The 12,873-nt window shown below is 66.8% G+C and carries 9 protein-coding genes; 7 read left to right on the forward strand and 2 right to left on the reverse strand.

Features of this window, described 5'->3' with window-relative positions; translation table 11 throughout:
• Positions 1-3: 3 nt before the first annotated feature.
• From rnpA to AC5O77_RS05930, 5 genes are all read left to right on the forward strand, one after another.
• The gene (rnpA, locus tag AC5O77_RS05910) at positions 4-498 is read left to right on the forward strand and encodes a ribonuclease P protein component (RefSeq protein ID WP_021203275.1); all 495 of its coding nucleotides are present in this window, start codon (positions 4-6) and stop codon (positions 496-498) included.
• Positions 498-2,213 carry a membrane protein insertase YidC gene (yidC, locus tag AC5O77_RS05915; RefSeq protein WP_049399025.1) on the forward strand — a complete coding sequence of 572 codons (1,716 nt, stop codon included), beginning with the start codon at positions 498-500 and terminating at the stop codon, positions 2,211-2,213. The genes rnpA and yidC overlap by 1 nt, the downstream gene beginning before the upstream one ends.
• A gap of 115 nt (positions 2,214-2,328) precedes the next feature.
• A complete protein-coding gene (locus tag AC5O77_RS05920; protein WP_494506564.1) occupies positions 2,329-5,001 on the forward strand; it encodes a polysaccharide deacetylase family protein in 2,673 nt (890 codons plus the stop codon).
• A 3-nt stretch (positions 5,002-5,004) separates the two neighbouring features.
• Positions 5,005-6,354 (forward strand): tRNA uridine-5-carboxymethylaminomethyl(34) synthesis GTPase MnmE, encoded by a 1,350-nt coding sequence (gene mnmE, locus AC5O77_RS05925; protein ID WP_478057853.1) that lies wholly within the window; start codon positions 5,005-5,007, stop codon positions 6,352-6,354.
• A 247-nt stretch (positions 6,355-6,601) separates the two neighbouring features.
• On the forward strand, positions 6,602-7,717 hold the full coding sequence (locus AC5O77_RS05930; protein WP_478057854.1) for a glycerophosphodiester phosphodiesterase: 1,116 nt from the start codon (positions 6,602-6,604) through the stop codon (positions 7,715-7,717).
• A gap of 145 nt (positions 7,718-7,862) precedes the next feature.
• Here the strand turns inward: AC5O77_RS05930 and AC5O77_RS05935 are convergent, their stop codons facing one another.
• Both AC5O77_RS05935 and AC5O77_RS05940 read right to left on the reverse strand, forming a co-directional pair.
• Complete coding sequence (locus AC5O77_RS05935; RefSeq protein ID WP_049400340.1) at positions 7,863-8,633, reverse strand: rhomboid family intramembrane serine protease; 771 nt, start codon at positions 8,631-8,633, stop codon at positions 7,863-7,865.
• A gap of 106 nt (positions 8,634-8,739) precedes the next feature.
• Positions 8,740-9,702, reverse strand: a complete 963-nt coding sequence (locus AC5O77_RS05940) for a TerC family protein (protein WP_049400341.1) — start codon at positions 9,700-9,702, stop codon at positions 8,740-8,742.
• A gap of 407 nt (positions 9,703-10,109) precedes the next feature.
• Here AC5O77_RS05940 and AC5O77_RS05945 point away from each other — a divergent pair, with 407 nt between their 5' ends.
• The gene (locus tag AC5O77_RS05945) at positions 10,110-11,279 is read left to right on the forward strand and encodes a class I SAM-dependent rRNA methyltransferase (protein ID WP_032128500.1); all 1,170 of its coding nucleotides are present in this window, start codon (positions 10,110-10,112) and stop codon (positions 11,277-11,279) included.
• Between the two features lie 178 nt (positions 11,280-11,457).
• Positions 11,458-12,699, forward strand: coding sequence for a dipeptidase (locus tag AC5O77_RS05950; RefSeq protein WP_182266965.1), 1,242 nt, complete (start codon positions 11,458-11,460; stop codon positions 12,697-12,699).
• Positions 12,700-12,873 lie beyond the last annotated feature (174 nt).

Here is a 12,873-nt window from a genome sequence, read left to right on the forward strand (position 1 = left end):
GCCATGCCGCACATCGCGGCAGACGCAATCCCTTCGACAGTGAATACTGCAGACCCGCGCAAGCGATTCCCTCGCTCTGCGCGGGTTCGCACGCGTGCCGAATACTCAACGGTCTTCAACGGCGCCCGCCGTGTGTCCGATCCGCTGATGACCCTGCACTGGCTGCCGGCTGACCGGCCGGCCAGGCTGGGTCTGGCGGTTTCCCGCAAGGTTGATCCGAACGCCGTCGGGCGTAACCGGATCAAGCGCGTCCTGCGCGACATCCTGCGTCAGACACGTACCGACATCCAGCCAGGCGACTTTGTCGTCGTGGCGCGAAGTGCTGCGCGTTCCGCCAGCAACGACGAGATCCGCCAGGCCTTCCTGCGCCTGCTGCGTCGCCTGCGTGCATTGCCCACGCCGGGCGTGGACGGCACAATGCCGCCGCCTGATGGCATCGCAACTCCTTCTTTGACCGAGCCGGCATCGCGTCCCGGCCCCGCCGAGCCTGTCCGCTGATGAACCAGACCCGCGTATTCCTCATTTTTGCCTGGCTGATGGTGGCCGTGCTGCTGTGGATGGAGTGGAGCCGTGAAAAGGCTGCTCCGACCCCGGCACCGACGACCACGTCGGCCCCGGCCGCCGCACAGAGCGTTCCGGGCGCAACCCCGGGCGCCATCCCCAGCGCCCAGGTGCCGGGTGCCCCCGGCCAGGCCGCCGTGCAGGCCCAGGCCAGCGCCACGCCGGCCAGCCAGCGCGTGACCGTCACCACCGACGTGCTGCGCCTGGTGCTCGACGGCGGTCGCGTGCTCGATGCCGAGCTGCTGCAGTTCCCGCAGACCAAGGACGAAGGCAGCCCGCCAGTCCGCCTGCTGACCGAAGACCCCGCGCACCCGTACAGCGCGATCAGTGGCTGGGCCAGCGAAGACAAGAACACCCCGGTCCCCGGCGCCGACGGCTTCAAGCTGGTCGGTGACACCAAGGACTTCGTGCTGGCCAAGGGCCAGAACGAGCTGCAGATCCCGTTCGTGTGGACCGCCGACAACGGCGTGACCATCAAGCGCACGCTGACCGTCTCGCGCAACGAGTATGCCGTGCGCTTCAAGGATGAAGTCAGCAACGCCGGCGCCGCGCCGTGGAACGGCTACGTCTACCGCACCCTGGACCGCACCCCGACCATCCTGTCGCGGAGCATGACCAACCCGGATTCCTTCAGCTTCAACGGTGCCACCTGGTACGACAACGACAAGAAGTACCAGCGTCGTGCGTTCAAGGACTACCTGGAAGACGGCACGCTGAACCAGAACATCACCGGCGGCTGGCTGGCGATGCTGCAGCACCACTTCTTCACCGCCTGGATCCCGCAGAAGGACCAGACCGCACACTACGTGCTGTCGCAGGTGGCCGGTCGTGACCTGATCGAAGCGCGTGGCCCGGCCTTCACCGTGGCCCCGGGTCAGTCCACCAGCACCGAAGCCCGCCTGTGGGTCGGCCCGAAGCTGGTCAACCTGATCGCCAAGGAAGACGTGCCGGGCCTGGACCGCGTGGTCGACTACAGCCGCTTCTCGATGATGGCGGTGATCGGCCAGGGCCTGTTCTGGGTGCTGAACCAGGTGCACAAGCTGGTCGGCAACTGGGGCTGGGCGATTGTCGGCCTGGTGGTGCTGCTGAAGCTGGTGCTGTACCCGCTGTCGGCGACCCAGTACAAGAGCGGCGCCAAGATGCGTCGCTTCCAGCCGCGCATCGCGCAGCTGAAGGAACGCTATGGCGATGACCGCCAGAAGTTCCAGACCGCGATGATGGAGCTGTACAAGAAGGAAAAGATCAATCCGATGGGCGGCTGCCTGCCGATCCTCATCCAGATGCCGATCTTCTTCGCCCTGTACTGGGTGCTGGTGGAATCGGTCGAACTGCGCCAGGCGCCCTGGTTCGGCTGGATCCAGGACCTGACCGCACGCGACCCGTACTTCATCCTGCCGGTGATCAACGTGGCGGTGATGTGGTTCACCCAGAAGCTGACCCCGGCACCGGGCATGGACCCGATGCAGCAGAAGATGATGCAGTTCATGCCGCTGGTGTTTGGCGTCATGATGGCCTTCATGCCGTCCGGCCTGGTTCTGTACTGGGTGGTCAACGGCGGCCTGGGCCTGCTGCAGCAGTGGTGGATGACCAAGCGCCATGGCGGCGAGCCGGTCCCGGCCACCACCGCCCCGGCCCCGGTCAAGAAAAAGTAATCGGTAGAGCCGGCCGCTGGCCGGCTGACCCCAGCAGAAGCCCGCCGCAAGGCGGGCTTTTCGCATGCGGCGTTAGAATCGCCGGCACACCGTTCCTCCATCCATCGAGTCCGCCATGCCGCGTGCGTCGTCGTTCCGCCTGTTCCTGCCCTCGCTGTTGTTGACCCTGGTCATTGCCGGCTGTGGCGACAAGGACGCGAAGGCACCGGTAACCGGCGTGACCCAGCCCAGCGCGCAGGCCGCGGCCGCCGCCGATCCGGCCGCCGCGCCGTTGCTGGCTGCGCTGCAGAAACAGCTCGACGGTTACCGTCGGATCATCGTGCTGCTGGCCGACGAAGAACAGCAGTCGGACGCCGACCGCGGCACCTCCACGCGTGTGGGCCAGCAACTGTTCCATGATGGCCTGGAACAACGCACGGCCATCGCCGCGCAGTTCGACACCCTGCTGCGCGGTACCAGCCCGCAGCGCTTCGCCACCCTCGGCACCGTGCTGGACTACATCGAGTCGGCGCCGGAACTGTTCGATGCCGACCGCTTGGCCTTCCGCGAAGTGCTGCGTGATCTGCATGAGCGCATTGGCACGGATTCGTCGCTGCCGGCGGTGAAGCTGCATCAGCGCATCGGCGAGGACCTGGAGGCGCTCGACGAGATCGAACGCAACTACAACCAGGAACTGACCCGCATCTTCAGCCGCTTCGAGCGCACCCGCGCCATCGAGCTGAAGCGCGAGAAGTGGGACGATTACATCGCGCACCTGCACAAGGACTACAGCCGCGAAGCGATCCTGCGCGACTACGGGGTGATCGAGCCGTACCCGATGTCCATGAAGGACAGCGACCGCGAAATCTTCGGCCGCGACCTGCCGGCCAAGACCGTGGTGCTGACCTTCGACGATGGCCCGCACAAGGCCTACACCGATGAAGTGGTGGCCATCCTCAAGCGCTACGACGTGCCGGGCGTGTTCTTCGAAGTGGGCCGCAACCTGGGCAAGGTCGAGGCCGACGGCAAGGTCAGCCTCGGCCCGATGGCGAAGATCAGCCGGAACCTGATGGAAGAGGGCTATGCGGTCGGCAACCACAGCCTGACCCACGCGCAGCTGTCGCGCACCACCGGCGACGCGCTGCGCCAGCAGGTGCTGGACACCGACACGCTGCTGAAGGATGTCGACAGCAAGCGCGCACCGCTGTTCCGCTTCCCGTATGGCGCGCGCAATGCCGAAGGCCTGCAGCTGCTCAACGAAGCCGGGCTGAAGTCGATCATGTGGAACATCGACTCGATGGACTGGGCCGACCCGGTACCGGAGTCGATCGTGCAGCGCGTGCTCGACCAGGTGAACAAGGAACAGCGCGGCATCATCCTGTTCCACGACATCCACGATCGTGCGGTGAAGGCGCTGCCGCAGATCCTCGACCGGCTGATCGCCGATGGCTACCAGTTCGCCGGCTGGAATGGCCGCGACTTCACCGTCGCCCGTGCGCGAAAGGGCGACGCCGGTGCCGCCACCGTCACCACCGGCTACGAGAAGTCGTGGGCGATCGTGGTCGGCATCGACAACTACGCCAAGTGGCCGAAGCTGGAATACGCCAGCCATGATGCTCAGGCAGTGGCCGATACCTTGACCGGGCAGTTCGGCTTCCCGTCCTCGCAGGTGATCGTGCTGAAGAACGAGCAGGCCACCCGCAACAACATCCTGGCCGCTTTCCACGACCGCCTGGCCGACGACCGCACCGGTAGGAACGATCGCGTGTTCGTGTTCTTCGCCGGTCATGGCGCGACCCGCCAGCTCGCCTCCGGGCGCGATCTCGGCTACATCATCCCGGTCGATTCGGACCCGAAGGAATTCGCCACCGACGCGATTGCGATGACCGACATCCAGAACATCGCCGAAAGCATGCAGGCCAAGCATGTGATGTTCGTGATGGATGCCTGCTACAGCGGCCTGGGCCTGACCCGTGGCGGCCCCTCGTCGTCGTCGTTCCTGCGCGAGAACGCCCGCCGCAGCGCGCGGCAGATGCTGACCGCCGGTGGTGCCGACCAGCAGGTGGCCGATGCCGGCCCCAACGGCCATTCGGTGTTTACCTGGGTGCTGCTGCAGGCGTTGGCCGGCAAGGGCGACCTCAACGGCGATGGCCTGATCACCGGTACCGAACTGGCCGCCTACGTGGCGCCGGCGGTCTCGGCGGTCTCGCACCAGACCCCGGCCTTCGGCAGTCTGCCCGGCTCGCAGGGCGGCGAGTTCGTGTTCCAGGTGCCGGACAGCCAGGAATTCCTCAACGCCGATACGCGCCAGCTGACCGCCGATGCGATCGCGCTGAACAACAAGGTCGATGCCGCCAGCGAGGCCAAGGGCAGCCAGGCACCGGTAACCGTGGCCGACCTGCAGGGTGGCAAGGCCAAGCTGGTGGTGCCCACCGCCGGCCCTGCGTCCGACCGCCAGCGCGCGCAGCAGGCCAATGACCGTGGCCTGCAGCTGTACCGCGAGAAGCAGTACGACGAAGCGGTAGCCCAGTTCACCGAGGCGCTGAAGCTGCGCCCGGACTTCGCCCAGGCCGCCAACAACCTCGGTTTCGTCTACTACCGCCAGCAGCGCTATGCCGAAGCGGCGCGCTGGCTGGAGAACACACTGAAGATCGACCCCTCGCGCGCCGTGGCCTATCTCAACCTGGGCGACGCCTACTTCAACGCGGGCGACAAGGCCAAGGCCAAACAGGCCTACACCACCTACCTGGCGCTGCAGCCGCAGGGCAGCGGCGCGGCCCAGGCGCGTGCGCAGCTGGAGAAACTCTGAGCCATGAACGACGCGATCCGCACCGACACCATCGTGGCCATCGCCAGTGCGCCCGGCGCCGGTGGTGTTGGCCTGCTGCGCCTGTCCGGCCCGCGTGCCGCAGCGATTGCCAATGCGCTGGGTGCACCTGCACTGCGTCCGCGCCACGCGCACTACGCGCGCCTGCGTGATGCCGACGGCGAGGTCATCGACGATGGCATCGTACTGTGGTTCCCGGCACCGAACAGCTTCACCGGCGAAGAGGTGGTGGAACTGCAGGGCCATGGCAGCCCGGTGCTGCTGCAGCAACTGGTCGCGCGCTGCATCGCGCTCGGTGCGCGCCAGGCGCGCCCGGGTGAGTTCAGCGAACGGGCGTTCCTCAACGGCAAGCTCGACCTGGCCCAGGCCGAGGCCATCGCCGACCTGATCGCCGCGGGCGACAACCGTGCCGCGCGCGCTGCGCGCCGTTCGCTGGATGGTGTGTTCTCGCGCCGCATCGACGCCGTGGTCGAACAGCTGGTGCTGCTGCGCATCCATGTGGAAGCGGCCATCGACTTCGCCGACGAACCGCTGGATACCCTCGGTGGCGCGCAGGTGCGGCGTGGGCTGGAACAGGCGCGCAGCGACCTGGCCCTGCTGCGGCGGGATGCCGAGCGCGGCCGCCGCCTGCGCGATGGCCTGCATGCGGTGCTGATAGGGCCGCCGAATGCCGGCAAGAGTTCATTGCTTAATGCGCTGGCCGGCAGCGAACGCGCCATCGTCACCGACATCGCCGGCACTACCCGCGACACACTGCGCGAGACCATCCGCCTGGACGGCCTGGAGCTGACCCTGGTCGACACCGCGGGCCTGCGCGACGGTGGCGACGCCATCGAACGCGAAGGCATGCGCCGCGCGCATGTGGAAATCGAGCGTACGGACCTGGCGCTGATCGTGCTGGATGCGCGCGATCCGGCGGCCGGCGAAGCGGCGCTGGGCGATGCCGTGGCGGCGGTGCCGCACAAGGTCTACATCCACAACAAGTCAGACCTGCTGACGGCGCTGCCGACACTGGACGATCCGGATCGGGTGTTCGTTTCGGCGGCCACCGGCGCCGGACTCGAAGATTTGCATGCGCGCCTGCGTTCGATTGCCTCGGCCGGGGCAGGCGAGCAGGTGGACGGCGAGTTCTCCGCACGCACCCGCCACGTCGAAGCGATCGAGCGCGCGCAGGAACATGCGCAGCGCGCCGATGGTGAGCTGGCGCATGAGCACCTGGAACTGGCCGCCGAGGAACTACGGCTGGCGCATGATGCGCTGGGCGAGATCACCGGGCAGATGAGTGCCGATGACCTGCTGGGAAGGATCTTCTCCAGTTTCTGCATCGGCAAGTAAGGTCGGGGCCAGATCCCCGAAGGGGCTCCGACCCCGTCATCGATCAATCGCTCGGCTCATGCTCTGGCAGGCGCCAACCTTCGCCCTGGTAGGTGCCAACCTTGGTTGGCACAGGATGCCCGGGGTCATGGACGCCGACTGGCAGAGCGCCGACCAAGGTCGGCGACTACCGGATCCATGGGGTCCCCCGCCTGTCACATTGCCGCCGCATACTGACGCCCATCACATACCGCTTGGGGAAGTCGCAGTGAAGTCGTGGGGTTGTGCGTTGCTGTTGTCGCTGGCCGTGGCACCATCGGTGGCCATGAGTGCTGAATCCTCCACCCCGGCCGCGCACAAGGTGTCGGTCTATGGCCACCGCGGGGCAAGCGCACTGCTGCCCGAGCACACCCTGGCGGCCTATGCGCAGGCCATCGCCGATGGCGCCGACTACATCGAACCGGACCTGGTGATGACCAAGGACGGGGTGATGGTGGCCCGCCACGAGAACGAGATCAGTGGCACCACCGATGTCGCCTCGCATCCGGAATTCGCCAGCCGCCGCACCAGCAAGGTCATCGACGGGCAGAAGGTCGATGGCTGGTTCACCGAAGACTTCACCCTGGCCGAGCTGAAGACGCTGTACGCACGTGAGCGCCTGCCAGAACTGCGCAGCACCGCCTACGATGGCCAGTTCCGCATCGCCAGCCTCGACGAGATCCTTGCGTTCCTGGTGCAGCAGGCTGGCCGCGCCAACCGCGGCATCGGCCTGGTGCCGGAGATCAAGCACCCGACCTACTTCCAGTCGATCGGCCTGCCGATGGAAGACAAGCTCCTGACCGCGCTGCGCGGCAACGCCTATACCAACGTGGGCCCGGTCACCATCCAGTCGTTCGAGACCGCCAACCTGCGCTACCTGCGCGGCAAGATCGGGCGGGGCAGCAACATCCGCCTGCTGCAGCTGCTTTGGAAAGGCGATACCCAGCCGGCCGACATCGCCAAGGCCGGTGGCAAGCTGACCTACGCGCAGATGATGACGCCGGCCGGACTGAAGGACATTGCCAGCTACGCCGACAGCATCGGCCCGGAGCTGCGCTCGATCATTCCGCTGGACGCCAAGGGTGCACTGGGGACACCGACCACGCTGGTACAGGACGCACATGCAGTGGGCCTGATGGTGATTCCGTATACCTTCCGCCCGGAGAACCATTTCCAGGCCAGCAACCTGCGCAAGGGCGCCGACAACGCGCGCAATGCCGAGGGGTCAATTGCCGAGATGCGCGCCTATCTGGCCACCGGCATCGATGCGTTCTTCACCGATGACCCGGCGCTGGGCCGGCAGGCGGTGGATGGGATGGGCGCGGCGGGGAATACGGCGAACTGACCGGCCAATGCCGCCGGGCATGGCCCGGCGCTACCGGATGTGACGGAATGCTCTGGTAGTTGCCAACCTTGGTTGGCATGCAGCAGGAGCGCCGACCAAGGTCGGCCACTACCGGGTCATGAAGATGCCGGACCCCGTCACCCGATCAACCGCGCGGCTCGTCCGGCCGGCGGAACGGGATCACCACGTAGTCCTGGCCCTCGCGCGGCTGCCACAGCACCGGCACGCGCTGCGGTGACGGCGGCTCCAGCTCGTCGTCGGCCAGCGGTTCGACGTCTTCTTCTTCGTCTTCCCAGCTGTAGCGCGGGCGCGGCGGCAGCGGGTCGGCGTTGCGGAACAGCAGCGCAGCAATGATGCCGGCGAAGGCGCCGCCCATGTGCGACTGCCAGGACACACCATCGGCGTGCGGCAGGATGGTCATCAGCATGCCGCCGTAGAACAGCATGCCGATCAGGCCGGTGGCGATGGCCGCGCGATCGCGGCGCAGCAGGCCCAGGCTGGCCAGCAGGAACATCAGGCCGTGGGTCACGCCGCTGGCGCCCAGGTGCACGCTGCCCGGATTGCCCAGCATCCACGCACCGATGCCCGAGCCCAGCCACAGCAGGGGCAGGGCGCGCACGGTGGCTTTCGGGTAGACGCTGCCGGCCAGCGTGCCGAGGATCAGGATCGCGATGCTGTTGGCGGCGATGTGCTCGACCGAGGCATGCAGCATCGGGCCGCCGATCAGGCCAAGCAGGCCCTTGGCTTCCAGCGGCGCGACTGCCCACGGTCGCCAGTCGAACGTGCCCTGCAGGGCGAACACGGCCACCAGCACCAGCACGGCGGCCAGGCTGACATTGAACGCCCGCAGGATGCGCGAGCGGTCATTGCGGGGGGCCGGCACGTCGCCAGCGGGCAGGGGCGCGTTGTTGTTCATACCTCAGCAATGGCGGTGGTTGGTGCGAAACCAAGGCCACCGCCGCGGGAGAGTGGAAACGGCCGGCGGGACAATCCCACCGGCCGCGCCATCCAGCGGGTCAGGCTCAGGCCTGGCCTTCGCCTTCCTTCGGCGGGTACTTCAGGCTCAACACCACGGTAGCGGCGATGATCACCGCCACCACGCCCAGCGAGATCGGGGTCGGGATCTTGAACAGGTCGATGATCATCATCTTGATGCCGATGAAGCCCAGCACCAGCGCCAGGCCGTACGGCAGCAGGTGGAAGCGGTCGGCCATGCCGGCCAGCAGGAAGAACATCGCACGCAGGCCCAGCACTGCGAACACGTTGGAGGTGAGCACGATGAACGGGTCGGTGGTGATCGCGAAGATCGCCGGGATGCTGTCCACCGCGAAGATCACGTCGGTGACCGCGATCAGGATCAGTACCGCGAACAGCGGGGTGAACCAGCGCACGCCGTCGCGCTTCACGCTCAGCGCATTGCCCGCGTAATCCGGCAGCAGGCGCAGGTGCTTGCGCATCCAGCGCAGGGCCGGGTTGGCTTCCAGATCGGGCTCCTGACCGGCGGCGAACCACATCTTCCAGCCGGTGAACAGCAGGAAGGCGCCGAACACGTAGAGCAGCCAATGGAACTGGGTGATCAGCACGCTGCCGGCGAAGATCATGATCGTACGCAGCACGATCGCGCCCAGGATGCCGATGATCAGCACCTTCTGGCGCTGCTCCTCCGGCACCGCGAAGTAGCTCATGATCATCAGGAAGACAAAGATGTTGTCGACCGCCAGCGCCTTCTCGACCAGGTAACCGGTCAGGAATTCGAGGCCGACCTTGTTGGCCACCACCTGGCCGGCGGTCTCATTCAGGTAGTACCAGAGGCCGGCATTGAACAGCAGGGCCAGCGCGACCCAGCCGATGGACCACCACAGGGCCTCCTTGAAGGTGACCTTGTGCGGTCCACCATGGCGCATCAACACGAGGTCGACCAGCAGGGCGATGACCACCACCGCTGCGAAGCCGCCCCACAACCACACGTTACCGATCGTCTGCATTGGGAATGTCCGTTGGAAAGATGAATGCCAGGCCGGACGGCGAGGATCTGCAACGGAGGATCGGGAGGGGGATCCAGGGACAGAGCTTCGCCAGTACGGCGAAGGTCTCGCTCGCAGTTCCAGTCGGCTGGAACTGCCGTTGCACCGGAGCCTGCGGGCTCGAAATGACGGCGACAACGTCTGGGAGCTACTCCCCTTCTGGCGCAGATTCTGCGGCCTGGCCGGGCTGCCGTCAAATGCCGGGTGGCCGGGGCCCCCGCCCTGGTAGATGCCAACCTTGGTTGGCACGCCGGCCGGCCCGCCCTGGTAGGTGCCAACCTTGGTTGGCACGCCTTGCCCGGGCCGTTCAGCAACGCCCGTCGAGCCAGCTCGACTCTACGAAAGCGCCCCCCGGCTACAATAGGTGGATGAATACCCCCCTTCCGATTGTCCGCCTCAAGAATGCGTGGCGTTCCAGCCACCCGTGGATCTTCCAGAAACTGGTCGAGAAGCCGACCGTCCGGCCCAAGCCCGGTTCCATCGTCGACGTGGTCGGCATCGACGGCGAGTTCATTGGTCGCGGGTTCTACAACGGGCACTCGCGCATTGCCGTGCGCATCCTCGAAACCGACCAGAACGTGCCGGTGGATGCCGGCTGGTTCTCGCGCAAGATCGCCCAGGCGGTGTCGCTGCGCCGTGAGGTGCTGAAGCTCGACGCGGTGTCCGACGCCTGGCGCGTGGTGCACAGTGAGGGCGATGGCTTGTCCGGCCTGGTGGTGGACCGCTACGGCGATCTGGTGGTGGTCGAATTCTTCGCCGCCGGCATGTTCCGCCACCGCGAGTGGATCTACGACGCCCTGCGCGAGCAGTTCCCGGGCTGCCGCTTCCACAGCTTCGCCGACGAGCACGTGCAGAAGCAGGAAAGCTTCGACTTCCACGGCAACACCACCACCGAAGCGGCGGTGATCACCGAGTACGGCATCAAGTTCCGCGCTGACCCGGCCGGTGCGCACAAGACCGGCTTCTTTGCCGACCAGCGCGAGAACCGCGAGTGGCTGAGCCAGCAGGTGGAAGGCAAGAGCGTGCTCGACCTGTGCTGCAACACCGGCGGTTTCGCCGTGTACGCGGCGGCGCGTGGTGCCACTGAAGTGGTCGGCATCGACATCGATGAAGACGTCATCCAGATCGCCAAGGGTAATTCGCGCCTGAACAACGTGCGCCCGAAGTTCGTCCAGTCCGACATCTTCCCGTGGCTGCGCGACGCCGCCAACCGCGGTGAGCAGTACGACGTGGTGATCCTGGACCCGGCGAAGATGACCCGCGACCGCGACCAGGTGATCACTGCGCTGAAGAAGTACCTGGACATGAACAAGCTGGCACTGGGCGTGGTCAAGCCCGGTGGCCTGTTCGCCACGTTCTCCTGCACCGGCCTGGTGGCCGAGGACCAGTTCCTCGACATGCTGCGTCGTGCGGCCTACTTCTCCGGCCGTACGATCCAGATCCTGAAGGTGGCCGGCGCAGGCCCGGATCATCCGTTCATGGCCCACGTGCAGGAATCGCGTTACCTGAAGGCCGTGTTCTGCCGCGTGGTGGATTGACGGTCGGCTTCTGCGTTCGCCGGGCATGAATCATGTCCACTGCCCGGCGGTCAACTTTCCGCGCATTGCGATGCGTTCGTGAAAGTGGCGCCCCATTGATGAGGGGGCGCAGCTCGACTCTACAAATCCGCGGTCCGCAGCGCTATGGTCGGGCTCTTCCCATTGCCGGTGAGAGCCCATGCCATCGTTGCGCCACCTGTCCGTCGTGCTTGCCCTGGCGCTGTGCGCGCCGCTGTCGGCTCATGCCATCGAGTTCAGCGCACAGGAGCTGGCGCGCGCCAAGGCCCTGCAGCAGCGCCTGGTCACCCTCGACAGCCACCTGGATACACCGGCCAATTTCGGCCGAACCGGCTTCGACATCGAGCAGCGTCACGACCGCAACGCGCTTTCGCAGGTCGACTACCCGCGCATGGTCGAAGGTGCGCTGGACGGCGGTTTCTGGGCGATCTACACCGATCAGGGCGACCGCAGCCCCGCCGCGCACCTCGCCGAGCGTGACCATGGCCTGCAGCGGCTGCTGGAGATCCGCGAAATGCTGGCGGCCAACCCCGAGCGCTTCGCGCTGGCATTGACCGCCGATGACGCGGCGCGGATCAAGGCCGCCGGCAAGCGCGTGGTCTACATCAGCATGGAAAACGCCAGCCCGCTGGTGGAAGACCCGAGCCTGCTGTCGTTCTACCACCGCGCCGGCCTGCGCCTGCTCAGCACCGTGCACTTCGCCAACAACGAGTTCGCCGATTCGGCCACCGATCCCAAGGGTGCGGAGTGGAAAGGCCTGAGCCCGGCGGGCAAGGATCTGGTGCGGCAGGCAGTGAAGCTGGGCATCGTGATCGACCAGTCGCATGCGTCCGACGCGGTGTTCGACGACCTGCTGGCGATGATGCCGGTGCCGTTCGTGCTCTCGCACAGCTCGGCCAAGGCGGTCTACGACCATCCGCGCAATCTGGATGACGCGCGCCTGCGCAAGCTGGCCAAGGCCGGCGGTGTGATCCAGGTGAACGCCTATGGTGGCTACCTGATCGACACCGCAAAGACGCCCGAGCGCAAGCAGGCCGAGGAAGCGCTGAGCAAGCAGCTGGGTGGCTGGGAAGGCATGGGCATCGAACAGGGCGTTGCCCTGCTGAAGGCCGAGCAGGCGCTGGACCACGAGCACCCGGTGCGCCATGCCAGCCTCGACGACTTCTTCGCCCACTTCGAGCACATCCTCAAGGTGGTGGGCCCCGAGCACGTGGGCATCGGCCTGGACTGGGATGGCGGCGGTGGCCTGAGCGACCTGCCCGATGTCAGCCAGCTGCCGAAGATCACCGCGTGGCTGCTGCGCAAGGGCTATACCGAGAAGCAGATTGCCGGCATCTGGGGCGGCAACCTGCTGCGGGTGATGCGCCAGGCGCAGGACTACGCTGCAAAGCAGGGCGGTTGACCGCCCTGCGGTAGTGGCGGCCGCCGGGCGGCGAGTGCCCGGAGCGGGGTGGGCGGCCCCCGGCGCCCGCAACCCGGCGGCCGGGTTTTTTGCGTGACGCCCGGCGCGGGCGCGGATCGCGTCGCTAGCGCCCACCCGGCGGCGGTGGACACCCGGGAGGAAAAACCGGGGGGG

Source organism: Stenotrophomonas sp. INTA L402-1, assembly GCF_059295135.1.

Coding starts and splice junctions, on each gene's coding strand:
- rnpA (WP_021203275.1), top strand. CDS start 4: ATGCCGCACATCGCGGCAGACGCAATCCCTTCGACAGTGAATACTGCA.
- yidC (WP_049399025.1), top strand. CDS start 498: ATGAACCAGACCCGCGTATTCCTCATTTTTGCCTGGCTGATGGTGGCC.
- AC5O77_RS05920 (WP_494506564.1), top strand. CDS start 2,329: ATGCCGCGTGCGTCGTCGTTCCGCCTGTTCCTGCCCTCGCTGTTGTTG.
- mnmE (WP_478057853.1), top strand. CDS start 5,005: ATGAACGACGCGATCCGCACCGACACCATCGTGGCCATCGCCAGTGCG.
- AC5O77_RS05935 (WP_049400340.1), bottom strand. CDS start 8,633: ATGAACAACAACGCGCCCCTGCCCGCTGGCGACGTGCCGGCCCCCCGC.
- AC5O77_RS05940 (WP_049400341.1), bottom strand. CDS start 9,702: ATGCAGACGATCGGTAACGTGTGGTTGTGGGGCGGCTTCGCAGCGGTG.
- AC5O77_RS05945 (WP_032128500.1), top strand. CDS start 10,110: ATGAATACCCCCCTTCCGATTGTCCGCCTCAAGAATGCGTGGCGTTCC.
- AC5O77_RS05950 (WP_182266965.1), top strand. CDS start 11,458: ATGCCATCGTTGCGCCACCTGTCCGTCGTGCTTGCCCTGGCGCTGTGC.